Origin of the sequence: Streptomyces sp. NBC_00028 (assembly GCF_045041065.1) — a bacterium.
Taxonomy (GTDB): Bacteria; Actinomycetota; Actinomycetes; order Streptomycetales; family Streptomycetaceae; genus Streptomyces.
Window position 1 is genome coordinate 6,836,003 of the sequence record NZ_CP108293.1, and the last position, 24,614, is coordinate 6,860,616.

The following is a 24,614-nucleotide window of genomic DNA, read 5'->3' on the forward strand; positions in this document are numbered from 1 at the left end:
GCCGGAGGTGGTTGCCCCTGGCCCCTATCGTCGGACACTCCCCCCGCGTTACCTCAACCGATTAAGCCGACAGCAGTGCTCTTTACCGTCTTATGGGCGGAAGGTGCGCCCACGGGGTCAGCCGCGGAAGGCGTTGGGGTGGGTCTGCTCGCGGACCGACACGAATTGCTGCCGCACCGCCTGTCCCACCGCCAGCTCCTCGCCGGGCTCCAGGATCTGCGCCGTCGCGCCCTGCCAGGCCGGCGGGGTGCGCGGGTCCAGCGACCCCTGCGACACGCCGAGCGCCCAGGCCGCCTGCCGGGCGGCGCCGATCGCCGCGTAGTCCGCGGGCTGCGGTACGACGACCTGCGCGCCGAAGATCGCCGGTGCGGCGGCCTGCACGGCCGACAGCTCGGCGGCGGCCCCCAGCAGAAAGACCCGCCGCACCTCCACGCCCCGGCCGCGCAGCACGTCGAGTGCGTCGGCGAGCCCGCACAGCATGCCCTCGAACGCGGCCCGCGCCAGATGCTCGGGCTTCATCGACTCCCGCCGCAGCCCGGCGAGCGTCCCCGCGGTGTGCGGCAGGCTCGGCGTCCGCTCGCCCTCCAGATAGGGCAGCAGCACAAGGCCGTGCGAGCCCGGCGTCGACTTCATCGCCAGCTCGGACAGGGCCTCCAGATCGGCCAGCCCGAGCAGCTCGGCGGTGCCGCGCAGGGTCCGTACGGCGTTCAGGGTGGTGACGACGGGCAGGTGCATGCCGGTCGCGTCGGCGAGGGAGGTGATCATCCCTGAGCTGTCGACGAGCGCCTCGGGGTGCACGGCCATGACGGAGCCGGAGGCCCCGAGCGATACGACGGCGTCGCCGAGCCCGATGCCGAGGCCGAAGGCGGCGGCCATGGTCTCACCGGTCCCGGCGGAGATCAGCAGCCCCTCCGGGGTCGTACCGGCTGCCTCAGAGGGGCCGATCACCTCGGGCAGCATGGCCTGGTGACCGAGCGCCAGCTCGACGAGGTCGGTGCGGTAGGCGCCGGTGGCGGCGGACCAGTAGCCGGTGCCGGAGGCGCCGCCGCGGTCGGTGGTCCGGCGCACGGGCCGCCCGAGGAGCTGCCAGACCAGCCAGTCGTGGGCCTGGAGCAGCACGGCGGTGCGCAGGGCCGCGTCCGGCTCGTTCTTCACCAGCCAGCGCAGCTTGGTCACCGGCTGCGGCGCCTGCGGCACACAGCCCACGGCCTGCGCCCACGCCTCGCGCCCGCCGAGCGCGTCGATGAGGTCGGCCGCCGCGACCTGGGCCCGCTTGTCGCTGCCGACGAGGGCGGGGCGGACGGTGTTGCCCTGGGAGTCCAGCGGCACGACGGCGTTCTGCTGCGCGGACACGCCGATGGCCTGCACGCCTTCGAGCAGCCCGCCGCCCGCCGCCTCACCGAGGGACAACAGCCAGGCCTGGGGGTCGACGTCGGAGGGGCGGCCCTCCACCGGGTGCGGGGCATAGCCCTGCCGGAGCACGGCGCCCGTGTCCGCGTCGCAGACGACGATACGAGTGAAATCGGGCGCACTGTCCAACCCGGCGACTATCCCCATGGCGAAAATTCTATGGGCCGGACGACGTCACCCCGCCCGGCACTCAAGTGTTGGTGGTTCCCCAGTCGTCCTCGGCGGCGCCGTTGGTGTTCCGGTCCCGCAGGGAACGCACCCGCTGGGCCACCGAGTCCGGCACCCGGTCGCCCACCTTGTCGCTCACCACGTGGTACGCCTTGCCCGCGAACTGGCGGCCCTGCTGGGCGGCCGACTCGGCGGTGTTGCGGACCGCGGGGTTCTGCGAGACCTGCCGCGCGGACTTCTTCAGCTGCTCGTAACGCTCGCGCCCGGCACGCGTGCCGAGCACGTAACCCAGAGTCAGCCCGGCGACGAAAGTGAGCTTGTAGCGCATGGCTGCCACCCTTCCCTTGCGTAGGTATGCGGTGCGGCGTCGGTGCCGGGGGGAACCGATTGGCGGAGCACCCCCCTGCTTGCGCTAATGTATGTGTCGCAGCGGACGCCCGCCCCCTGGCGAATACCCAGGGAGTTACGTTCGATGCAACGAGGCATTCCTCCGTAGCTCAATTGGCAGAGCAGCCGGCTGTTAACCGGCAGGTTACTGGTTCGAGTCCAGTCGGGGGAGCTTCGATCTTCCGTAGCTCAATTGGCAGAGCAGCCGGCTGTTAACCGGCAGGTTACTGGTTCGAGTCCAGTCGGGAGAGCGTCTTGGACAAGGACCCCGAAGGGGTCCTTTTTCATGTGATCACCCCTGAACCGGGAACCGCGCAGGTCACGGCGGAGTCCTTCAGGGCATGCGAAGTCGACCATACGAAGCAGGAGATCGTATGAGCGGCTATGCTGCGGCAGACGGCGCGCACACCTGTACGCGACACGCCGCTATGGGGCGGTAGCTCAGCCGGTTAGAGCAGCGGACTCATAATCCGTCGGCCGTGGGTTCGAGTCCCACCCGCCCCACCACTCGATGTGGTCGAAGAAACGATCCATCGACGGCGTCATGGTCTCCGCCCAGCCGGTTCACAGGAATCTCCCAGCCGCACCCGGCACGCTCACGGCATGTCTGCCGTCCGCGAAGTCCGTGAAGGCCGTGAAGTCCGCGCAGCCCGTCAGGGCGCGGTCCGGGTCCTGATCGTCGATGACGAACCCGAACTCACCGAACTGCTGTCGTGGGCCGTCGCCGAGGCCGGCTGGCAGCCGTTCCTCGCCGCGGACGGCCACAGCGCGCTCGACCTCGCCCGCGGCTGCGCCCCGCACGCCGTCGTCCTCGACGGCATGCTGCCCGACCTCGACGGCGTTCAGGTGCTGCGCCGGCTGCGCTACGAGAACGCCGGGCTGCCCGTGCTGATGCTCACCGCCCGCGACGGGCTCGAACACCGTATCGACGGGCTGTCCGCCGGTGCCGACGACTACGTCACCAAGCCCTTCTCCCTCGAAGAGGTCATGCTGCGGCTGCGCGGACTGCTGCGCCGCTCCGGCGCCGAGGAGGCCGTCGCCGACGAGTCCGTGCGTGTGCTCGGCGATCTCGTCCTGGCCGAGAAGACCCGTCAGGTGCGGCGCGGCGGGGAGACGATCGCGCTCACCGCCAAGGAGTTCGACCTGCTGCACTTCCTGATGAGCCACCCCCGCCAGGTGCTCAGCAAGACGCAGATCCTCGACCACGTGTGGAACAGCTCGTTCGAGAGCGAGGGGAACCTGGTCGAGGTGTACGTGTACAGCCTGCGCGGGAAGCTCGACAAAGGGCGCCGGCCGATGATCCACACCGTGCGCGGCGCGGGATATGTCATCAGGGCGGCGGGCGAAGGCAGATGAAGACCCTGAGGGCCCGCCTGGTGCTGTTGGTGTCCCTGGCCCTCGTCGTGGTCTGTACGACGATGGCGGTGGCCACCGTCCTCGTCCAGGGCGCGCACCTCCAGGCGGACCTGGACCAGCGGGTCCGGGACACGGCGGACCGCAGCCAGGGCGGTCTGCAACGGCGTCCCGGTGACGCCACGGACCTCGGGTTCCTCAACGAGCGGGGCCAGCCCACCGGGACCGTCGCCGCCCGGCTCACCGACGGGAAGGTGGTCGCCGCCGAGGTGGTCACCGAGGAGGGCGGCCAGCGGGTCCTCACCGCCGCCCAGCGCGCGGCCCTCGCCGGGCTCACCGAGGCGGGCACGCTGTACACCCGGACCATCCCCGGCCTCGGCACCTACCGGCTCACCGTCGCGAGCGGCGACGGCCCCGCGGTCCTCGCCGGACTGCCCGCCGCCGAACTCAAGGACACCGTGGACGACCTCGTCGTGGCGGAGGCCGTGATCGCCGTCGTCGGCCTGGCCGGCGTGGGCACGGTCTGCGCCTGGGTCATACGGCGGCAGTTGCGGCCCCTCGGGCAGGTCGCCGCCACCGCCGTCGAGGTGGCGGGCGGACCGCTCGGCACCGGCGAACTCACCCGCGTCCCGCACCCCGACACCGGCACCGAGGTCGGCCAGGTGGGCGCCGCCCTCAATGTCCTGATCGACAGCGTCGAGTCCTCCCTCACCGAACTGCGGCGCAGCGAGGACCGGATGCGCCGCTTCCTCGCCGACGCCAGCCACGAACTGCGCACCCCGCTCGCCTCCATCGCGGGATACGCCGAGCTGATGGACCAGGGCGCCGCGCCGGTCCCGCCCGCCGTGGTCTGGCAGCGGGTCTCCGCCCAGTCCGCCCGCATGACCGGGCTGGTCGAGGACCTGCTGCTGCTGGCCCGCCTGGACGAGGGACGGCCGCTGGAGGAGACCGACGTCAACCTCGCGACGCTGGTCGCCGAGGCGGTGTGGGACGCACGGGCCGCCGGGGCCGGCCACGACTGGCAGCTCGCGCTGCGCCTCGACGAACCGGCCGTCGTGACCGGCGACGCCGCCCGGCTGACCCAGGTGGTCGCCAACCTCCTCGCCAACGCCCGCGCCCACACCCCGCCCGGCACCCGGATCGAGGTGGAGGTGGCGACGAGCCGTACCGCGTGCGTGGTCGTCGTCCGGGACGACGGGCCCGGTATCCCGGCCGACCTCCTCCCGGCCGTCTTCGAGCGCTTCACCCGCGCCGACGCCTCCCGCACCCGCGCCCCCGGCCAGGGCGGCGGCTCGGGGCTCGGCCTCGCCATCGCCGCGGCGCTCACGGAGGCGCACGGCGGACGGATCGAGGTGGCGAGCGAGACGGGGCGCACGGAGTTCAGGGTCACGTTGCCCAGGGCCGGCGCACGATCCACGGCTTCCTCATAGAAAGCCTGGTCAGTGCCGTCGTAGCGGCTGTGTACGGCCCGGTCGGCGAACTCGCTTCAGCGGAGCCTCAGTTAGGGCCCCCAGGGTGGTTGTCCGGTGGCCGGTCCGCAGGGGACGTGGCCAGGACGAAGGGAGCGGACCACGATGGCCGAGCTCGACACCGGTGGGCAGCCGCAGCAGGAGGCCGAGGTCGCGCGTCGCGCCCACGCGAGCCGCCGCAACTTCATGCGCAAGGTCTTCTTCGCGTCCGGTGCCACGGCCGTCGCCACGATGGGTGGCGCCGGTGCCTGGGCCGCGCTGGCCGACGACACCACGGGGACGGCCGACGCGAGCGCCACGCCCAGCGGTGCGCCCAGCGGCGGTCCGGGCGGGGGCGCCGGCGGTCCCGGCAACCAGTCGATCACCGAGGAGTTCTTCGGTCTGACCACCGACGGCAACCGGATCGACGACCTGTTCACGATCCACTCGACCGGTGTCGCCACGGCCCCCGTCATCACCGCCGCGAACGCCTTCCTCGCCGGGCTGACCGACGACCAGAAGACCTCGACCGTCTTCACCGTGCACTCCACCGAGTGGCGGCTGTGGAGCAACGTCGACTCCTACGAGCGCCAGGGCGTCTCGCTCGCCGACCTGAGCGACGACCAGAAGGCCCTCGGCACCGCCCTGCTGAAGGCCGCGCTCAGCGCCGACGGCCTGGAGACCACGGAGAAGATCCGGAAGATCAACCAGGCGGCGGGCGAGGCGATCGGCAACACCACCGCCTTCAACGAGGACGCCTATTACTGGACCGTCATGGGCACTCCGTCCGCGACCGAGCCGTGGGGCTTCCAGTTCGACGGGCACCACCTCGTCATCAACTACTTCGTCCTCGGCGACCAGGTCGTGATGAGCCCCTGCTTCTGGGGTTCGGAGCCGACCACCATGGACATCGACGGCGAGACCGTGACCGTGTGCCACGAGGAGGTCGTGGCCTCCCTCGCCTTCATCAACTCCCTCACCTCGGCACAGCAGGCGGTCGCCATCGAGTCGGCCACCAAGTCGAACGAGTCGATGAAGGCGGGCGCCTTCTCCGACAACGCGGTCCAGGAGTACACGGGCCTGCGCGGCAACAAGCTGAACGCCGCCCAGAAGAAGAAGCTCCTCGCGATCGTCGAGGCCTTCGTGGGCCGCGCCAAGGCGGACGCCGCGAAGGTGCGGATGTCCGAGGTCGCCCAGCACCTCTCGGACACCTATGTCACCTGGGCCGGCGGCACCGGCGACGACGACGCCTTCTACGTGCGGGTGCACAGCCCCGTCGTATGGGTGGAGGTCGACTGCCAGGGCCCGGGCCCGCTGGCGGGCGCGTACGGCGCCACACAGGGCGGCGGGGCGACCCAGCTGCACGTCCACTCGATCATCCGGACCCCCAACGGCAACGACTACGGAAGGGAGCTCCTCAGGCAGCACTACCTGACGTCACCGCACCACCGGTGACACACCGTTCCCGTCAACCCGTGGGCCCCGCCGCGTCGTCCGTGGCGGGGCCCACGGGCGTGCGCAGATGCGCGAACACCTCCTCCAGCGGCAGATCGAGCCGGTCCTTGTCACCGCTCCAGCGCCGCAGCACCGCCGCCGAGGCCTGGGCCATGTCCGGCGGCAGTCCTACGGCGTCCAGGGCGGCGGCGATCTCCTCCATCTCCGGCGCCCAGCGCCAGGCACGGGCGGCCACGCTGGGGAAGTGGTCGGCCTCGGCGAGGATGCGCGCCGTCAACTCCCGCCCCTCCCGCATCAGTTCGTCACCGACACCATGGCTCGCGGCGAGGGCGTGCGAGACGGCCGCCAGGACACGTGCCGACTTCTGGAACGAGGCGTACGCCGTCTTGAGCGCCGAGGCCGCGCCGATCCCGGCGTCGAGCGGACGGGCCGGGACGTCGGTGCCCTCGAAGAGCGCCGCCGCCATCGCCACCGCCCTCGCGTCGCCGCTCAGATAGAGACGGGGGCCGCTCCCTCCGGCCGGCGGGCCGCCGATGATCGAGCCGTCGACCAGCACCGCGCCGCGCTCGGCACAGGCCTTGCCGATGCGGGTCACGCGGTCCGGGCTGATGGCGTTGGCCTCGACGTAGACGCCCCGGAAGCCGTGTTCCAGGACCTCGTGGGCGACGTCCTCCGCGGCGTGCGGCGGGCAGACGGAGAGCACCAGGTCGCTGACGGACAGGGCCGATTCGAGGGAGTCGGCCGCCTCCAGGCCCGCCTGACGTGCCCGTTCGACGGAGGCCGGACCGCGGCCGGTCGGGACGTACAGGACGCGGGTCCCGGTGCGGGCCGCCTGGCCGCCGACCGGGGCGCCCATGGCCCCCGGATGCAGGAGCGTCACCGTTGTCGTCATTCGCGCCTCCTGCCCGGCAACCTTCTGGGATCCTGCGGCGACTGTACGTCGAAGGCTTCCGGCACCGAAGCCCCACCCGACACACAAGGACCTGAGCCGTGGCGCATCACTCCTCGCATCGCCGTCCCCGTAAGTCGCGTGCCCTTCTCGTGGCCGTCGCGGTGGGGGCCGTCGCCCTCCTCGCGTCCGTGATCGTGGCGTTCCGGCCCGGTGGAGGCTCCGGCGGGAGGTCGGGGGAGGCCGTGTCCGTGGCGGACCGGGGCGGTTCGGCTACCGCCGAGTCGAAGGGGGCGACGGGCACGCCGTCCGCCAGTCCCACTCCGTCACCGAGTCCCTCGGCTTCGGTTTCGCCGAGCAGGAAGGCCACGCCCAAGGCCACCGCAACCAAGCGGCCGAAGGCCACGAGCGCCCCCAAGTCGCCTGTGTCGGCAGGTTCGTTGGCCGGACGCATCAAGCCCGGCGTCACCTACACCGGTATCGCCACCTTCTACGACGCCGGGAACGGCGACGGCGCCTGTACCTTCGGCCCGACCGGCGACGTCATGACCGCCGCGATGAACCACACCGACTACGAGACGGCCAAGGCGTGCGGCGCGTATGTGCGGGTCAGGGCGGCGGACGGGGCCTCGATCACCGTACGCGTGACCAACGAGTGCCCCGAGTGCAAGCCCGGCCACATCGACCTCAGCGCCCCGGCCTTCGCGAAGCTCGCCGCGCCCGTGAAGGGCCAGATCCCCATCACCTGGAGCCTGTTGAGCCCGGCCGACGCCCCCGCCGCGCTGTCGATCCGCTACAAGACGGGGTCCAGCCGCTACTGGTGCGGCATCCAGGTGCTCGACCACCGGAATCCGGTGGCGCGACTGGAGGTGCGCGCCGGTAGCGGCTGGACCGTTCTGCCCCGGGCCGAGTTCAACTACTTCCTGTCCGAGGGCGGTGCGGGGTGCGGCGCCGCGATCCGGATCACCGACATCTACGGGGAGCAGCTGACGGTGGAGGGGATCGCCGTACGACCGGACGCCGTGCAGAAGACCGGCGTCCAGTTCGCACGCCACTGAACCGTGGGGCTCAGCCGGTGGTGACCGCGGTGTCGTCGACGACGAAGCTCGTCTGGAGCGAGGAGTCCTCGACACCGGAGAACTTCAGCGTCACGGTCTGGCCCGCGAAGGCGGACAGGCTGAACGACTTCTGGACGTACCCGGAGGCCGCGTTGAGGTTCGAGTAGGTGGCCAGGGTGGTCGAACCGGCGGTGACCGTCAGCTTGTCGTACTGGGTGCTGGTGGTGGTCTCGGCCGTGTCGATGTGCAGATAGAAGGTGAACGTCGTGCCCGTGCAGCCGCTCGGGATGGTCACCGACTGGGAGAGCGTGTCGGTGTGGGTGGCGCCGTAGCCGTCCAGCCACGCCTTGTACGAGCCGGTGCGGGCGGCCTGGCTGCTGGAGCTGGTGATGACGCCGCTGGTCGCGGTCCAGGTGGTGTTGCCGGACTCGAAGCCCGCGTTGCCCAGCAGCTGCGTCGAGGTGCAACTGCCGCCGCCACCACTGGAGTTGACGGTCCAGGTGAAGGAGGCGGTGCCGGTCGCGCCGGTGCTGTCGGTCACGGTGACGGTCGAGCTGTACGTACCGGCGGTGGTCGGGGTGCCCGAGACAGCCCCGGTCGAGCTGCTGATCGACAGGCCCGTGGGCAGACCGGTCGCCGCGTAGGTCAGCGTGCCGCTGTTGGTCGAGCTCGCGCTGATCTGCAGGCTCACCGCGGTGCCGACGGTCGAGGTCTGGCTGCCCGGGTTGGTGACCGTGACGCCGGTGGTCGGGACCGTGATGTGGCTGCCGACGTTGATGCCCGCGAAGGCGTTGCCTACCCCGGCGTACTGCGTGGAACTGGTGCCGTAGAGGGCCGCGGCGGCGTTGAGGGCGGCGGTGCGGGCGCCCGCGTAGTTGGTGCTGGACGTCATGTACGTCGTCAGCGCCTTGTACCAGATCTGAAGGGCGGCGGCCCGGCCGATGCCGGCCACGGCGACCCCGTCGGAGGTCGGGCTGTTGTAGGTGACGCCGTTGATGGTCTTGCTGCCGCTGCCCTCGCTCAGCAGGTAGAACATGTGGTTCGCGGGGCCGGACGAGTAGTGCACGTCCAGGTTGCCGACGCCCGAGTACCAACTGTCCGCCGATGAACCGTCCTTGTCGGGCTCGTCCATGTAACGCAGCGGCGTGCCGTCGCCGTTGATGTCGATCTTCTCGCCGATGAGGTAGTCGCCGACGTCGGTGGAGTTCGCGGCGTAGAACTCGACGCCGGTGCCGAAGATGTCGGAGGTGGCTTCGTTGAGACCCCCCGACTCACCGGTGTAGTTGAGCCCCGCCGTGTTGGAGGTGACGCCGTGGCTCATCTCGTGGCCGGCCACGTCCAGCGAGGTCAGCGCGTGGGTGCTGCTGGTGCCGTCGCCGTAGGTCATGCAGAAGCAGTCGTCGTCCCAGAACGCGTTGACGTACGCCGTGCTGTAGTGGACGCGGCTGTAGGCGGCGACACCGTCGTTCTTGATGCCGCTCCGCCCGAAGGTGTTCTTGTAGAAGTCCCATGTGACCTGCGCCCCGTAGTGCGCGTCGACGCCGGCCGTCTGGGTGTTGGACCCCGATCCGGTGCCCCAGGTGTCGTCGGTGTCGGTCATCAGCGTGCCGGTGCCGGACGTGCCGTTGTTGAGGCTGTACGTCTTGTGGCCGCCGCGCGTGGTGTCGTACAGCTGGTACGTCGAGCCGGACAGCGTGGTCCCGATCGAGACCGTGCCGCTGTACTGGCTGTTGCCGGTGCCGGTCTCGATGCCCTCGAAGCGGGAGAGTTCGGCGCCGGTGGCTGCGTCGGTGATGACGTGCAGCTTGCTGGGCGTGCCGTCGTCCTGGAAGCCGGTGACGACCGTCTCCCAGGCCAGCTTCGGGGTGCCCTCGCCGGCCCAGATCACCTTGCGGGCGCTCTCGGCGGCCGGGCTGGTGGCGTCGAGCGCCTTGGCCGTCTTCAGCGCCTTCGACTGGGCGGCGGACTTGCCGAACGTCGCGGTCGTCGACTTGACGGAGACGGTACGGCGGTTGTTGTTGAAGGTGGTGCTCACGGTGCCGGTGGCCTTCGCGGCCGGGGGCGTGTGGACGACCAGGTCGCCGCCGAGGACGGGGAGGCCGGCGTAGGTGCGCTCGTAACGGGTGTGGAGCGTGCCGTCGTTGTCCTTGACGACGTCCTTGACGACCAGCTTCTCCTTGGTGCCGAGGCCGATCGACCGGGCGGTCGTGCCCGTCTTCGCGGAGGCGCTCTTGATGAGCGCGGTGCGCTGGGCCGGGGAGAGCTTGGCCTCCAGGCCGCCGGTGCGCAGCGGGCTCGGGTGGGGGGATGCGGGGGCGGCGGTCGCGGGGACCGCCTGCAGGCCGAGGGCCAGCAGCGCGGCCGTGGCCGCGAGGGCTCCGGCGGTGGCCGCCGGACGGGGGGTTCGTCTCACTCTTGCTCCTACTGCGACGGCCGCACGTCGGCGGCCGGTGACAGACCGGGCAGACGGATGTGCTGTCCGGGTCGGACTGAGCGGTGCAGTGCAGGGCCGAGCAGGTGGAGGGAGAATGACAGGATTGACGTAGGCATGTCATGCGCAGGGCGGTCAACCGAGGGCTGTGCGGCAGCCGTAGAGGGTTAACCCTCTACCTGCCTGTGGGTCCTCTGTGCCCGACCTGTGTCCCGTGGCGGGACGGCCTCAGTGGAGGCGGCGCGCGACCGCCGTGCGCAGGGCCGTGCGGATCGCCTCGGGCGGCGGCGGGCCGTCGGTCCCCGCGCCGGCGGTGAGCGCCGCGGCGACCGTGTGCAGCTTGGTGTTGGACAGCTGCGACGTCTCGCGCAGGATGTGCCAGGCGTCGTCCGGTGTGCAGGCGTGGGCGGCCATGAGCATGCCGCGGGCCTGGTCGATCACCGGCCGGGAGACGATCGCCTGCCGCAGCTGCCGGACCTCCGTGCGCAGCATGTGCAGCTGCTCGGCGCGCTCCAGGGCCACCACGGAGCGGGCCGGTGAAGCGGGCTCGGGGGTGGGAGCCGTTGAAGGGGGCGGTGTCGCGTGCAGGGGGTCGGTGGTGTCGATGCCGGCGAGCTCCAGGATGCGGCGCGGCTGGCCGCTCCAGTGCGTGGCGGCCACGGGGATGTGCCGGTGGCGGCCGTAGTGGTGCAGCAGTTCCAGGAACTGGAGCCCCGCCGTGTCCATGAACACCACGTCGGCCATGTCCAGTTCGACCCTGCGGACATCGGACGGCAGGGCCGTCAATGTCTCGTCCAGGACGTCCGCGCAGCCGTGCACGAGCTCGCCGCGCGGCCTCAGCTCGGCGTGGCCCGCGTACGTACGTCCCCTGATGACCAGGGGGTTGACCCGCCCCGCGAGAGAACTGTGCGCCGCTGAGTCCATGTCCCCGCCTCGTCGATCCCCGCCCGCCGTCACCGTGCCGTACGACCCTGTCCGCGCCCGTTCGTTCCGCCGGCACGCCTGACGTCCGCCTGCCCTGCCCGCCACGGGCTACACCCACCCAGCGGGGAATGATCGGCCCCACGACGGGTACGCGCGGCTTCGTCCAGGACCAGCGGGGAGCTGTATGAGCGGCACGCATGAGTGACACGGCATGAGCGACGCGAGCGGGGTGGGTGGACCTGGCTGGGCGGGCGGGGGCGGCTCTCCCGGCGGGGTCGACCGGGCGGACGGGGCCGACGGGTCAGGCGGGGTCGGTCGGGCGGACGGGGCCGATGGGTCAGGCGGGATTGGTCGGGCGGATGGGATCGACGGGTCAGGCGGGGTCGGTCGGGTGGGTGGGTTCGGCAGGTCGCGTGGGCTTGAAGAGCCGGGCGAACTCAGTGGGTCCAGCAGATCCGACGGGTCGGGTGGGATCGGTCGGCCGGGCGGGTTTGGCGGACCAGGGGGATTCGGTCGGGCGGGTGGAGCCGAAGGGGCAGGCGGGGTCGGTCGGGCGGGCCGGCTTGGCGGGCGGGGCGGGACGGGCCGGGCGGGCGGGGCTGCTTCTTCGGGTGGGCTCGGCGGGTCGGGCGCGTTCGGCGGATCGGGTGGGCTCGCAGGGCAGGACGAGTTCGGGCGGTCGGGTGGGCTTGAAGGGGCCTGTGGTGGGGGCGGGGATGGGGGCTTCGTTCATCCTGCGTTGTTCTATCGGGGCACTCGGGAGTATCTCGACGGGACGCTTCGCTTCGTTCGGGAAGGGCTTGCCGTGGGGGAGCCGGTTGCCGTGGCGGTGCCCCGGGAGAATCTGCGGCTGGTGCGGGACGGGCTCGGGGGCGATGCCGATGGCGTACGGCTGCTCGACATGCAGGAAGTCGGCCGTAATCCCGGGCGGATCATCCCCGGTGTGCTGCGGGCCTTCGCCGACGCGCAGGCGCCGGGGCGTCGGGTACGGATCGTCGGCGAACCGATCTGGGCGGGCCGCAGCTCCGTCGAGTACCCGGCCTGCGTCCAGCACGAGGCCCTGATCAACGCCGCCTTCGAGGGTCGTACGGTGACCATCCTGTGCCCGTACGACGTCCGGCGCCTCGACGGCCAGGTGCTCGCCGACGCCCACGCCACCCATCCCACGGTCATCCGCGACGGCCGGTCCGCGGACAGCGAGGCGTACGCGCCGCAGACCGTGGTCGCCCGCTACAACGAGCCGCTGGCCGCCGTGCCGGGCGTGAAGGCCGTGAGCTTTCCCTTCGACGGCGGCACGCTGGCCGAGGCCCGCCACCGTGCCGCCGACGAGGCCGGCCGGCTGGGGCTGGCCGCGGCCCGTACGCGGGATCTGCTGCTGGTCGTCGCCGAGCTCACCACCAACAGCGTGGTGCACGGGGGTGGCCGCGGGGTGCTGCGGGTGTGGGGGGAGGGCGGAACGGAGGGGGCGGTGGTGTGCGAGGTGCGGGACGCGGGGGTGCTGGCCGACCCCCTCGCGGGGCGCCGCCCGGCTCCACCGGAACGGCCCGGCGGGCGGGGGCTGCTGCTGGTGAACCTGGTGGCGGACCTGGTCCGGACCCACACCGGCGGGGCGGGGACGACCGTACGGTGCTGGTTCGGGCGCTGACCGGCGGGTGCGCGGCGTCAGGCGCGGAAGACGGCCGCCATGGCCGCGCCGCGTCGGCGCAGGGCGGTCAGGTCCTGCCGGCGCCAGGTGCAGGCGAAGCGGGTGTCGGACGCGACGGCGTGGTGGAGGGCGGCGTCGCAGGCGCGGTCGAAGGCCGCCAGGCGCGGGAGGACCTCGGCGGGCAGACGGGCGGCCGCCGGGTCCGGCAGAGGCCCCGGGGCGGCGTGGAAGCGGTCGTCGACAGGCGGCAGGCCCGCGGCGTGGCGGACACCGGCCAGCTCCAGACAGGCCAGGGCGCGATGCCAGTCGTAGCGGAACCAGAACGGCAGCTGTTCGGGGAGCGGTTGATGGGCGAGGCGCAGCCGGATCAGATGGGCGGGGTCCGCGGGGTCGCCCTCGTCGGCGGACAGGAGCAGCGAGTAGACGGACTCCTCGATCGCGACCAGGGCGTCGCCCGGCATCTCCGGATTGGACAGGGCGTCGAGCTGTCTGGAGGCCGACCGGGCGGCCGGGCCGTCGTTGCCGAACTGCGCCAGATTGCACCGGCACTTGGCCAGCTGCCAGGGCGTGACGGGCTCCTCCCGCGTCGACCCGACCAGTTCCGCCCACCGCCCCGCCTCCTCGCGCCGGCCGAGTTGAAGGCAGAAGTAGCAGGCGGCGGAGGCGGCATGGGACGAGTAGGTCTGCGGGCCCGGCCCCTCCCGGCCGGCCCAGGACCGCTCCGCGGCGTCCAGCGCGTCGGCCCAGTTCCCCCGGTTGGCGAACAGCGCGCTCCTGAAGTAGAGGGTCCTGGAGCCCTCGGCGCCCCAGGCGCCGACCGCCAGTTCGGCCATGACCTCCATCTCGCGGTCCAGGTCGCCGACCGGCAGCTCCTCGTCGATGGCGTGCATCAGGAACACGGTGTGCAGCCAGTACCGGCCCTCGGCGTCGTGCAGGTACTCCAGTTGCTGCCGCGCCTCCAGGAGCAGCCGGATGCCGCGGTCCGGGTCGGCCGAGTAGGACCAGGCGTCGGCGGCCTCCCGGAGCGCGTCGAACGCAGCCTGCTTGTCGCCGAACTCCACGGCCAGCTGGTACGCCCGCTCGTACAGCAGGCCCGCGGTCCACATGTCACCGCCGCGGTACGCCTCCCTCGCCTTGGCCATCAGGTCGGCGTACTCGTCCGGGCTCATTCCTCGCCCGCCTGCCGCACCCGGCCGATGATGATCGGAGCCAGGTCCTGGTTCTCCCGCCCGAGCAGTCTGCCCACCTCCTCGGGCTGCGCGCTGAGCCAGTCCTGGGCGGTGCGGTAGCGCGCGGCGAGCTGGTCGAGGGACTTCGCGGGCAGGACGACCGGGGCGATGAGGTCGGCGAGGCGCCGGGGGGAGACGTAGCGGGGGTGGCCGGCCCTGCCGAGCAGCTCGCGGATGTCGCCCGAGCGCCACATCGCGGCCCGCAGCGACTCCGCGAGAGAGACGTCGGCGAGCGAGTACTCGATGTACAGCATCGCCCGCAGGTCGGCCGGCAGGGCGGTGCCGTTCGTGGAAGTGCCCTCGCGCAGCAGGACGACCGGGCGGTCCCGGCGGTCGGTGAAGGCGGCGCCGAGTTCGAACATCACGTTGGGGTTGCTGTCGGTGATCTCGGCGATGAAGCCGTCGGCCGCGTCCATGAGGATCTGGACGTTGTCGAGGAGCCGGTCGGACTCCAGCCGGTCGTTGGCGAGGACGAGCTCGAAACCCCAGTGGTGCTCGACCACTTCACGGCAGGCCTCGACCACGGGGCGGTAGCGGTCGGCGAACGGGGTGATCATGAAGAAGCTGCGGTGGTCGGACCGTTTCCCGTCGCTCGCCCGGCTGCGGCTCTGCACCGCCCGCAGCCGGTCGTCCAACGCCTTGCAGCGGGCCTCCAGTTCCAGCGCCTCCAGGCTGCGGCCCATCAGCTGCTGCAACTGGTCGTGGAAGGCGGTGGCCGCCTGGGCGCTGATCAACTGCCCGTTGGCCAGCACCGCGCTGTGGTACAGCGCCCGCATCAGCTTCCGGACCTCGACGTCGGCGGTGTCCTGGTGTGCGGCGAGGCGCTGCACCAGGTCGTTGCGGGCGTTGATGGTCAGCCGCTGGCCGGTGCCGCGCATCATGCGCTGGACCGCCTCGGCCATCTCCCGTGTCCCGGGGGAGGCGTTGGGGTCCAGAAGCACCTCCTCGGCCTTGATCTGGGCCTCCGTCCGCGCGTCCGTCCGCAGCACCGCCGCGATGTCCGGGGGCTCGAACTCCCGGGCCTCGGTGCGGATGGGGTGGCCCTGGGGGGTGCGCAGCACCGCGCTCATCCGGTCCGCGAGCTTCTGCACCGCCATGCTGTCCTCCCCGCCGGCCGGCCGGAAGATGGCGTCGCCGGACGGGGCGTCCTCCCGGTCGATGTGGACCAGCCGCAGATTGACGCCGGGCAGACCGGTGTAGGCGTCGAGGAGTTCGGGCTCGAACAGGTAACTGGCGTCCACCACCGTGGTCTTGGCCGCGTTGGCGATCTTGAAGAACTGGCGGGCGGCGTCCGCGCCGGTCACGCACTGGAGTGTCTTGGTCTGATCGGGCGCGCCGGGCAGCCGGTCCAGGATCTCGGGGAGCGTGCGCAGGGCGACACCGGTGCCGGTGTTCTCCAGCGGATCACTCACGCTGTCGTCGCCGGGCTCGTCCGGGAGCCGGTTGGTCCGCCACAGCAGCAGGTCGGCGAACTTCGCGAAGAACTCCTCGTAGTAGTAGCTGGCCGCGGCGAAGCTCATCCGGTGGTAGCGGGCGATCCCGGCGAACCGCTCGCGCTGGGAGTCGCGGAGCCGTTCGAGGTGCTCGATGACGAGGTTGCCGAGCGCGTCGCGCAGGGCCGCCCACTGGTCGTCCCGCAGATAGTTGTCGCGGGCCGCGGTGGGCGTCAGGTCCGGGGTGTTGATCACGCCGTTCACGAACCGGGCCCACTGGGGCAGGATGTCCGGCTGGTCCTCGCACAGGAACATCCGGCGCTGGAACACCTGGATCTTGCGGGGCTGGTCGACGGTGTAGAAGCGGTCGCGGGTGATGTAGAGGACGCCCTCCGCCTTCACCTCCCCGCGCAACTGGACCGGGATGACCTCCAGCACCCGGTCGTTGAGCGTGCGCTCCACGTAGTACCGCAGGTCGTAGCTGAGCTCCTCCGGGGTGAGGCCGCCCTTCTCCCAGGGCATGTGCATGGTGTTCTCGGGCTCGCGCGAGCCGTTGAGGTGGATCGGCGTGGTGAGCATGTCGGCGTAGCGCCGGATCAGCGCGCGGACCTCGGCCTCCTGGATGATGCCGCGGTCCTCGACGCCCGCGAGGGAGACGGTCACCGTGGTGCCCGGTGCCGCGACCTCGTGCTCGGTCAGCCGGTACTCCTTGCTGCCCTCGTTCTCCCACAGCCAGCCGGTGTCCTCGCCCACCTTCCGGGTCGTCACCCGCACCTTGGAGGCCACCACGAACGCGGCCAGGAACCCGATGCCGAACTGGCCGATCAGTGTGTCGTCCTGCTCGCGCTCCTGCTTGGTGAGGCTCTTGCCGACGTTGGACAGGTATTTGACGAGGTCGCTCTCGTTCATGCCGATGCCCGTGTCCCGGACGGTGATCTCCAGGTCCTGCGGCCGGGTCTCCACGTCGATCCGGCCGGCCACCCCGTCGGCCCAGGCCCGCTTGCGAATCCCGTCATGCGCATTCTGGATCAGTTCGCGAATGAACACCTTCTTCTCGCTGTAGAGGTTGTTCGCGATCATCTGGATGAGACCTTCGAAGTCGAACGACATCTCAGGCATGGGCGACCTCCCCCGTCGACCCCAACTCGGCGCGCCGAAAGGGGTATTCGGAAGGGTATCGCCGGATCTTCAGCCAGGGGAGGGGTTCACAGCGGCGCCTGCCAGGTGGCGGTCGTCCCCGCGCCTGCGTCGTCGTACACGGTCAGCCGCACCCCGTCCCGCCCGTCCGGCAGCACCGCGGTGGCGTCCATGGCGACCTCGATCCGGGACACGCCCGACCGGCGTGAGGCCTCGGCGAGGGCCCGTCGCAGGGTGGTCAGCAGCTGCCCGGCGACCTGCTCGGGGACCCGGCTCTCCACGGCCCCCGTGAACCGGACCGACGGCGCGAACCCCAGCACGGCCGCCGCCCCCGCCGTCTCCCGCAGGACCCTGCCCCGGAAGGTGGTCGGGGCGTCGGCGGGCGGCTGCTGGAGCGCGAAGATGGTCGTCCGCACCTCCTGGATGGTCGACTGCAACTCGTCGACCGCCTTGCCCAGCGCCTCCTGGACGTCCTGCGCCCCGCTCCGCCGCTGTGTCGACTCCAGCATCATCCCGGTGGCGAACAACCGCTGGACGACCAGGTCGTGCAGATCGCGGGCGATGCGGTCGCGGTCCTCGAAGACGGCGAGGAGCTCACGGCCGTGCTGGGCGTCCGCGAGGACGAGGGCGAGGGCGGCCTGGGAGGCGAACTGGACGGCCAGCAGGCGTTCGACGGAGGTGTACGGGCGGTCGCCGCGCCGGCGCGGCAGGGCCAGGGTGCCGATCAGCCGGCCCTCGGCCTGGAGCGGCAGCATCATGCTGGGCCCGAAACGGTGCCGTACATGGGTCGTCATCCGGGGGTCGGTCGCCGAGTCGTCGATGAACACGGGCTCCCCGCCGAGGAGTTGCTTCAGGACCGGGCTGCCGGGGGCGATCGTGGTGCCGACGATGTCACCGGGATCGGTGTACGTCGAGGCGGTCACGATCTCCATGCCGCCCGCCTCGGTGGGCTGGAGGATGACGCCGGCGGCGGCGTCGGCGAGGATGCGGGCGCGTTCGGCGACGGTCGTCAGGGCGTCGGCCGCCGGCTCGTCGCTCAGCAGCGCCGTCGTGACCGCGGCGGCGCCCTCGATCCACCGTTCCCGCTGCCGGGCCGCCTCGTACAGGCGGGCGTTGCCGATCGCGATGCCGGCCTGGGCGGCGAGGACGTGGAGCAGCTGCTCGTCCTCCGCGGTGAACGACTTCTTTCCGGCGAGATGCAGGGTCCCGAACTCCTCGTCCTGGACCCGGATCGGCACGGTGACCGCCGCTGTCTCCGGCATCGCGCCGCCCGGGGTGCGCATCTCCAGGAGCCCGTCCTGGCCCGGGTCGGCCGTCCCGAGCGCCGCGTACCGGGCGCCGGTGAGCTCGGCGGCGGCGTCCACGATGTGCTGGAGGGTGGTGCGCAGTTCGAGGTCGGTGCCGACGCTGAGGACGGCCTCAAGGAGGGGCGGGAGGGGATCCTCACCGGTCAACGCGGCGTCCCGGCCTCAGTCGGTGATCGGGTCCAGCGCCAGCGGCTCGATGCGGCCCTCCAGCATCGCGCCCAGGCCCTCCACCGCGCACACCTCGGGGCGTTCCGCGATGTGCACCGGCATGCCGGTCGCCTGGCGCAGCATCTGGTCGAAGCCGGGGAGCAGGGCGCTGCCGCCGACCATCATGATGCCGCGGTCGGCGAGGTCGGCCACCAGGTCCGGCGGGCAGTCCCGCAGCACCTTTCCGATGCCGTCCAGGACGGCCGTGAGCGGGGTCTGGATCGCGTCGCGGACGGCGGCGGTGTCGACCTGGACGGAACGGGCGAGACCGGTGGCGACGTCACGGCCGTGGATCTCGGTGGAGGCGGGCCCCGAGGCGGTCAGACCGTTCCCGGACAGGGCGAGCTGGAGCGGTCGTACGGACTGGCTCGGCAGCATCAGCTCGTGCTGGTGGCGCAGGTGCTGCACGATCGCGTGGTCGACGGCCTCGCCGCCGACGGGGATGCGGACGGCGTTCACGATCGAGCCGAGGGAGAGGACGGCGACCTGGGTGGCCGCCGCGCCGCAGACCAGCACCATGGTGGCCTCGGGCCGCTCCACGGGCAGTCCGCAGCCGACCGCGGCGGCGATGAGGGTGTCCACCAGCTCGACGCGGCGAGCGCCGAGGCCGACCAACGTCTCGATGGCGGCCCGCTGGGCCAGTGGGTCCGCGTCGTGCGGGGTGCACGCGGCGGCGCGCAGGATCGGCTTGCGGCGCAGCGAGCGGCGGATCTTGTCGCCGAGCAGGTGCCGCAGCATGCGCTGCGCCATCTCGATGTCGACGACCGTGCCGCCGGAGACGGGGCGGACGACGCGGATGTAGTCGGGGGTACGGCCCGTCATCTTCTCCGCGAAGTCACCGACCGCGATCAGCGCGCCGGTGCGGGTGTTCACGGCGGCGACGGACGGCTGGTCGACGACGAGCCCGGCGCCCTTCACGTACACCCGCGTCCTCGCCGCGCCCAGGTCGACGGCGAAGTGGCAGCGGCGCAGCTGCTCCAGACTGGCGGTCATGGCAGGTCCTCCCGAGAGCACAGACCGGGGGCGCGCCGGGTGGCGGGCCTCACTGGCATCGTCTGGGGGGTGGGGGTGGGGCGCCTTTTGGAGGGGGCTGTGTGGGGCGCGGCTGAATGGGGGGTTTTATGGCTTATGTCCTATGTAAGCGTTGGATAAGGAGAGGCCCCGACCCGGGCGCCTACCCGTCGTCGCGGATGACGCCCAGCTCCGTCAGGTCCTGGGGGCGGATGCGGAGTTGGTTCGCCGTCGGTTCGACCTCGGTGGCCGGGCGCTTGAGGATGGCCGCCGCCAGTTCCGGGGCGATCACCGAGAAGTAGCTGTCCGGCGTCGCCCAGGTGCGGTCCGGGGCCGCCAGGGCCAGGGCGCCGCCCGAGCCGCCCTCGCCGATCAGCAGCGTGGTGAGGGGGGTGCGGGCGGCGGCGACCGTCAGGAACAGGTCCGCGATCGCCGCGCCCGCGCCCTGGCGCTCGGCCTCCGCGTCATTGGCGGCGCCGGGCGTGTCCACCAGCGTCAGCACCGGGATGCCCAGCCGGTCCGCCAGCCGGATCAGCCGGGTGGCCGTGCGGTAGCCCGCCGGGCGGGTCGCCGTCCCGGTCTGCGCCGCGTAGGCGACCGTACGGCCGTCCCGCTCGCCGAAGCCGCAGAGCATCCCGGAATCGGTGCCGCCGCACCGGTCACCGGAGAGGGACAGGCGGTGCGTGAAGTAGGTGTCCAGGTAGGCCGTGGCCCGGGGGCGCTGCGGGGAACGGGCGCGGCGGACCGCCTCCCAGCCGGTCGCGGGCAGCTCCGTCGTGCCGAGCGGGGCGGGTACCGGCGCCGGATCGTCGCTCGGCCGCGTCAGCAGCCGCAGCCAGCGGCCCAGCGTCTCCCGGAGCCTCCCCGGCTCCACCACGGCGTCGGCGGCGCCCACCGCGACCTGCGCCTGCGCCGTGTACGCCGCCGGGTCCGCGTCCGCCGGGCGGACCCGGGAGCCCGCGAAGCCGACCTGGGCGCCGGGCAGCGCGAGGATCACGTCGGCACCCGCGCCCAGGGTGGCCCAGCCGCCGCCCGTGGTGGGGTCGCGCAGGACGGCGATCTGCGGCAGGCCCGCCTCGCGGGTGAGCGCCGACTGGCGTGCCACCCGCTGGAGTTGGGTCAGCGCGAGCATCCCCTCCTGCATCCGGCTGCCGCCCGTCGCGACCAACGGGACCACGGCGAGGCGGTGTTCGCGGGCGTGCCGGTACGCCGCCTCCAGCCGGTCGCCGGTGCGCACGCCCAGCGATCCACCGAGGAAGCCGAACTCGAACGCGATCAGCACGGCCCGGGTGCCCTCGACGTCCCCCGTCCCGCACACGACCGACTCCTCCTCGCCGGTGCGCTCTGCGGCGCGGGCACGCGAGTCGCCGTAGCCCGCCCAGCCGAGCGGGCCGTCCGGGGGGCCTGATTCCCGCGCCGGGTACGAGAGTTCGGTGAAGTCGTCGGTCACCAGGGCCAGGGCCTCGCGGGCGGAGAGGCGCTCAGGCATGCAGGGCCCGCTTCATGATCTTCCCCATGTCGTTGCGGGGCAGGGCGTCCAGGAGGTGGAGGACGCGCGGGCGCTTGTGCGGGGCGAGGCGACCGGCGACATGGGCGGCCAACTCGTCGAGGGAGGGCAGGGATTGGGGGTCCGTCGGGACGATCCAGGCCACGATCCGCTCACCCAGGTCCGCGTCCGGCTCGCCGGTCACCGCCGCCTCCCTTACCCCCGGATGCTCCAGGAGCGCGTTCTCGATCTCACCCGCCCCGATCTTGTAACCCCCGCTCTTGATCAGGTCGGTGGCCTTGCGGCCGACGATCCGGACGTACCCGTCGGGATCGCGCACCGCCATGTCGCCGGTACGGAACCAGCCGTCGGGTGTGAAGGCGGCGGCCGTCGCGTCGGGGCGGTTGAGGTACTCGGTGAACAGGTTCGTTCCCCGCACCTGGATCTCGCCCACCGTCTCACCGTCGTACGACGTGATCGGCGCCCCGTCCTCCTCCACGAGCCGCAGCTCCACGCCCGGCAGCGGCACGCCGACGGTGCCCGCGCGCGCCTCCCCGTCCGCGCGCACGCTGGTGTTCATCAGGGTCTCCGTCATGCCGTACCGCTCGATCACCCGGCGGCCGGTCGCGGCCGTGATGCGTTCGTGGTCGTGCACGGGGAGGGCGGCCGAGCCCGAGACCAGGAGGCGGGCGCCGGCCAGCGCCTTCGCCAACTCCGGGTCCTCGGGGAGGGCTTGGGCGATCCGGTGGTACATCGTCGGCACGCCGAACAGCATCGTCGCACCGGCGTTCAGCTCGCGTGCCACGCCCTCCGTGGAGAAGCGGCCCAGGTGGCGCACCGAGCCGCCGCGCCGCAGCGGGCCCAGGGTGCCCAGCACCAGGCCGTGCACATGGAACAGCGGCAGCCCGTGCACCAGCACGTCCTCGCCGGTCCACCCCCAGGCGTCCGCGAGCGCGTCCAGGGTGGCGGCGATCGCCCGGCGCGGGATGACGGCGCCCTTGGGCGGACCGGTGGTGCCGGAGGTGTAGACGACGAGGGCGGGGGTCTCGGCGGAGACGGCCGGGCGCGGGAAGGTGTCGGCCGCGGTGGGCTGCGTCGAGACGTCCAGGCGGTCCAAGTGGCCCAGTGCGGGCGGGAGTTCGTCGCCGGGTGCGGTCAGGACCAGCGTCGGTGCGCTGTCGGACAGGATGTGCCCGAGCTCCTTCTCCCCGGACCTGGGGTTGAGCGGTACGGCGGCGACACCGGCCTCCAGCGCCGCCACCACCGCCACCGCGGTCTCCAGCGCGGGAGTCGCCCAGACGGCCACTCTGCCCGCCCCGGCGATCCGCTCCGCGAGGGCACCGGTGGCGGCGGCGAGCTCGCCGTACGTCAGGGAACGGTCGCCGAACCGCAGGGCGGGACCGTCGGTCCGGGCGGTGGCTCGGTCGGTGGCTCGGGTGGTGGTCCGGGCTGCGGTCAGGGCCGGGAAGAGCGAGGACACGCGGCGTACTCCTTCGTCTGGTCAGCCAGCTGCTGTGCAAGCCTTCGTTCGCATCGCACCCCTATGATCCGCGATGGCGCCCGGCGAGCCGGCATCACACCCCTCGCGCCCCCACCACGTCCGCCACCACACAGCTCACGTTGTCCGGGCCGCCCGCCTCGTTCGCCGCGCCGATCAACGTGTGGACGGCCGCCTCGGGCGAGTCCGCGGCGGTGAGGGCGGCGCGGATGCGGGCGTCGGGGACCACGGCCGACAGGCCGTCGGAGCACAGGAGGTAGCGGTCGCCCAGGGCCGCGTCCCGAAGGCGCAGGTCCGGGGCCGCGGTGCCGAGCGCCCGCAGCAGCAGAGTGCGTCGGGGATGGGAAGTGGCCTCCTCCGGCGTGAGCCGGCCCTCGTCGATCAGGGACTGGACGAGGGTGTGGTCGTGCGTGATGCGGAACAGCGCGCCGTCGCGCAGGAGATACGCGCGCGAGTCGCCGATGTGGACCAGGGCGAGGCGGGAGCCGGTCCAGAGGAGGGCGGTGAGGGTGGTGCCCGAGTCGTCCCCTACCCCTTCCGTCGCCTCCTCCAGCGTCTCCTGGAGCAGGCTGAGGACGTCTCCCGCCGGGATCTCCCGTGTCTCCAGCGGCTTCAGCGCCTCCACGGCCGCCCTGCTCACCGGCGCGCCCCCGGGCCCGAAACCGTCCGCGACCGCGAGCAGACGGGTGCCCGCGTACGCCGTGTCCTGGTTCTGCGGGCGGACCCGCCCGGGGTCCGAGTGGGCGGCGTAGCGCAGTTCCAGCGAAGGGACTTCCTCCTTTCGGCCGTCCGTCGTGAGGTGGTCGACCAGGAAGGCGGCCAGGTCACGGCGTTGGGCTGTCTCCGCCTCCACCCGGTCCCAGTAGGCGCGGATCTCCCCGGCGGCGGCGTCCGGTGTGAGGGCGCAAACCTCGCGGACCCTGGCCAGCGGCATCCCGATCCGCCGCAGCCACGCCACCAGCCGGGCCTGCTCCAGCTGCTCCGGCGCGTAGTAGCGGTACCCGGTGTCCGGGTCGACGCGCGCGGGGCGCAGCAGGTCCAGCTCGTCGTACAGCCGCAGGGCCTTCGGCGACAGCCGGCACGCCCGCGCGAAGGCACCGATCGTCAGCATGCTCGTCCTCCCCGGCTCGATGCTGGAGCTTCACCAAGGGGGAAGGTCAAACGGGTTGCCGCGGTTGCGGTTCCTCCGGTTAGCCTGCTGTGACCTCTTAGCCTGCCGTGACCTCGGAAAACCGCTGTGTGAAGGGACCCCACCCGTGCCCCGTGTCGCCCTCGCCACCTACGATCCCCGGCCCGAGCCCTCCCGTGACCGTGATCTGCCCGTGCTGGTGGACGCGCTGCGGGCGGCCGGGGCCGACGCGGAGGCCGTGTACTGGGACGACGCAGAGGCCGACTGGGGCGGGTACGACCTCGTCCTCATCCGGTCCACCTGGGACTACAGCTGGCGGTCCGCCGAGTTCACGGCGTGGACCGAGCGGGTCGGCAAGGTGACCCGGCTCGCCAATCCCGCCGACGTGGTGCGCTGGAGCAGCGACAAGCGGTACCTCGGGGAGCTGGCCGCGGCCGGGGTGCCGACCGTGCCCACGGCGTATCTCGCGCCCGGTGACGCCGTCGAGCTGCCCGACGATCACGAGTACGTGGTGAAGCCGACCTCCGGGGCTGGGGCCCGTTATGCCGCGCGGTACACGGCGGACCAGCACGACACGGCCGTACGGCAGGTTCGGCGGATGCACGCGGAGGGGTTCACCGCGATGATCCAGCCGTACATGCGCGGCATCGACGCCGGCGGGGAGCGGGCGCTTCAGTTCTTCGGCGGGCGGCTGCTGCACGCCAGCCGGAAGCGGGCCGTGCTCGCGCCCGGTACCGCCTTCGACGCGGACAAGGTCGCCCATCCGGGCCTTGAGCCGTGGACGGCGACCCCGGCCGAGCTGGACGTCGCCGAGCGCGCCCTGGCCGCCGTACCGGACGCTCCCGAGCTGCTGTACGCGCGCGTGGACCTGGTCGACGGGGACGACGGGGAGCCGGTGGTGATGGAGCTGGAGCTCGTCGAGCCGAACCTTTTCCTGTTCCTGCACCCGGAGTCGCTGCCGCGGGTGGTGGAGGCGGTGCTGGGGGCGGCCGTACCGCGGTGAGCTCCC

19 protein-coding genes and 3 tRNA genes are annotated in these 24,614 nt (G+C 72.3%); 9 read left to right on the forward strand and 13 right to left on the reverse strand.

All coding sequences use genetic code 11. The features are described from left to right. Positions 1-117: 117 nt before the first annotated feature. The gene (locus OG885_RS30710; RefSeq protein WP_405737528.1) at positions 118-1,557 is read right to left on the reverse strand and encodes an FGGY-family carbohydrate kinase; all 1,440 of its coding nucleotides are present in this window, start codon (positions 1,555-1,557) and stop codon (positions 118-120) included. Positions 1,558-1,600: 43 nt separating this feature from the next. Continuing rightward, on the reverse strand, positions 1,601-1,906 hold the full coding sequence (locus OG885_RS30715) for a YtxH domain-containing protein (protein ID WP_405737529.1): 306 nt from the start codon (positions 1,904-1,906) through the stop codon (positions 1,601-1,603). Between the two features lie 158 nt (positions 1,907-2,064). Between OG885_RS30715 and OG885_RS30720 the strand changes: the two genes are divergently transcribed. The 6 genes from OG885_RS30720 (at position 2,065) to OG885_RS30745 (ending at position 6,221) form a co-directional block, all read left to right on the forward strand. Further along, a tRNA-Asn gene (locus tag OG885_RS30720) sits at positions 2,065-2,137 on the forward strand. 6 nt (positions 2,138-2,143) lie between these two features. Beyond that, a tRNA-Asn gene (locus tag OG885_RS30725) sits at positions 2,144-2,216 on the forward strand. A 179-nt stretch (positions 2,217-2,395) separates the two neighbouring features. After that, a tRNA-Ile gene (locus tag OG885_RS30730) sits at positions 2,396-2,472 on the forward strand. A 96-nt stretch (positions 2,473-2,568) separates the two neighbouring features. Beyond that, positions 2,569-3,321, forward strand: coding sequence for a response regulator transcription factor (locus OG885_RS30735; RefSeq protein WP_405737530.1), 753 nt, complete (start codon positions 2,569-2,571; stop codon positions 3,319-3,321). After that, a complete protein-coding gene (locus tag OG885_RS30740; RefSeq protein WP_405737531.1) occupies positions 3,318-4,748 on the forward strand; it encodes a sensor histidine kinase in 1,431 nt (476 codons plus the stop codon). Before OG885_RS30735 ends, OG885_RS30740 begins: the two co-directional genes overlap by 4 nt. Positions 4,749-4,892: 144 nt before the next feature. Then, a complete protein-coding gene (locus OG885_RS30745) occupies positions 4,893-6,221 on the forward strand; it encodes a DUF3500 domain-containing protein (RefSeq protein WP_405737532.1) in 1,329 nt (442 codons plus the stop codon). Between the two features lie 13 nt (positions 6,222-6,234). On the opposite strand, the gene OG885_RS30750 is transcribed toward OG885_RS30745, so the two are convergent. Beyond that, positions 6,235-7,113, reverse strand: a complete 879-nt coding sequence (locus OG885_RS30750) for a DUF1932 domain-containing protein (RefSeq protein ID WP_405737533.1) — start codon at positions 7,111-7,113, stop codon at positions 6,235-6,237. 437 nt (positions 7,114-7,550) lie between these two features. Here OG885_RS30750 and OG885_RS30755 point away from each other — a divergent pair, with 437 nt between their 5' ends. Then, positions 7,551-8,168: an expansin EXLX1 family cellulose-binding protein gene (locus OG885_RS30755; RefSeq protein WP_405737534.1), complete on the forward strand. Its 618-nt coding sequence runs from the start codon at positions 7,551-7,553 to the stop codon at positions 8,166-8,168. A 10-nt stretch (positions 8,169-8,178) separates the two neighbouring features. Here the strand turns inward: OG885_RS30755 and OG885_RS30760 are convergent, their stop codons facing one another. From OG885_RS30760 to OG885_RS30770, 3 genes are all read right to left on the reverse strand, one after another. After that, entirely contained in the window at positions 8,179-10,581 is a 2,403-nt protein-coding gene (locus OG885_RS30760) for a M4 family metallopeptidase (protein ID WP_405737535.1), read from the reverse strand. A 246-nt stretch (positions 10,582-10,827) separates the two neighbouring features. After that, positions 10,828-11,523: an ANTAR domain-containing protein gene (locus OG885_RS30765; RefSeq protein WP_405737536.1), complete on the reverse strand. Its 696-nt coding sequence runs from the start codon at positions 11,521-11,523 to the stop codon at positions 10,828-10,830. A gap of 373 nt (positions 11,524-11,896) precedes the next feature. Beyond that, entirely contained in the window at positions 11,897-12,256 is a 360-nt protein-coding gene (locus OG885_RS30770; protein ID WP_405737537.1) for a hypothetical protein, read from the reverse strand. Between the two features lie 6 nt (positions 12,257-12,262). On the opposite strand from OG885_RS30770, the gene OG885_RS30775 reads away from it, so the two are divergent. Then, entirely contained in the window at positions 12,263-13,168 is a 906-nt protein-coding gene (locus OG885_RS30775) for an anti-sigma factor RsbA family regulatory protein (protein ID WP_405737538.1), read from the forward strand. 17 nt (positions 13,169-13,185) lie between these two features. Here OG885_RS30775 and OG885_RS30780 read toward each other — a convergent pair whose 3' ends face one another. The 7 genes from OG885_RS30780 to OG885_RS30810 all read right to left on the reverse strand — a co-directional run bounded on the left by OG885_RS30780 (position 13,186) and on the right by OG885_RS30810 (position 23,587). Further along, positions 13,186-14,337 (reverse strand): hypothetical protein, encoded by a 1,152-nt coding sequence (locus OG885_RS30780; protein ID WP_405737539.1) that lies wholly within the window; start codon positions 14,335-14,337, stop codon positions 13,186-13,188. Further along, entirely contained in the window at positions 14,334-16,949 is a 2,616-nt protein-coding gene (locus tag OG885_RS30785) for an ATP-binding protein (RefSeq protein WP_405737540.1), read from the reverse strand. The genes OG885_RS30780 and OG885_RS30785 overlap by 4 nt, the downstream gene beginning before the upstream one ends. 86 nt (positions 16,950-17,035) lie before the next feature. Then, positions 17,036-18,421: a GAF domain-containing sensor histidine kinase gene (locus tag OG885_RS30790; protein WP_405737541.1), complete on the reverse strand. Its 1,386-nt coding sequence runs from the start codon at positions 18,419-18,421 to the stop codon at positions 17,036-17,038. A 15-nt stretch (positions 18,422-18,436) separates the two neighbouring features. Continuing rightward, entirely contained in the window at positions 18,437-19,474 is a 1,038-nt protein-coding gene (locus OG885_RS30795; protein WP_059191590.1) for a rod shape-determining protein, read from the reverse strand. Positions 19,475-19,655: 181 nt separating this feature from the next. Then, positions 19,656-20,981, reverse strand: a complete 1,326-nt coding sequence (locus OG885_RS30800) for a carboxyl transferase domain-containing protein (protein ID WP_405737542.1) — start codon at positions 20,979-20,981, stop codon at positions 19,656-19,658. Further along, complete coding sequence (locus OG885_RS30805) at positions 20,974-22,458, reverse strand: acyl-CoA synthetase (RefSeq protein WP_405737543.1); 1,485 nt, start codon at positions 22,456-22,458, stop codon at positions 20,974-20,976. The genes OG885_RS30800 and OG885_RS30805 overlap by 8 nt, the downstream gene beginning before the upstream one ends. 94 nt (positions 22,459-22,552) lie before the next feature. After that, positions 22,553-23,587, reverse strand: coding sequence for a MerR family transcriptional regulator (locus OG885_RS30810; RefSeq protein ID WP_405737544.1), 1,035 nt, complete (start codon positions 23,585-23,587; stop codon positions 22,553-22,555). A 145-nt stretch (positions 23,588-23,732) separates the two neighbouring features. Between OG885_RS30810 and OG885_RS30815 the strand changes: the two genes are divergently transcribed. After that, complete coding sequence (locus OG885_RS30815; protein WP_405737545.1) at positions 23,733-24,608, forward strand: RimK family alpha-L-glutamate ligase; 876 nt, start codon at positions 23,733-23,735, stop codon at positions 24,606-24,608. Positions 24,609-24,614 lie beyond the last annotated feature (6 nt).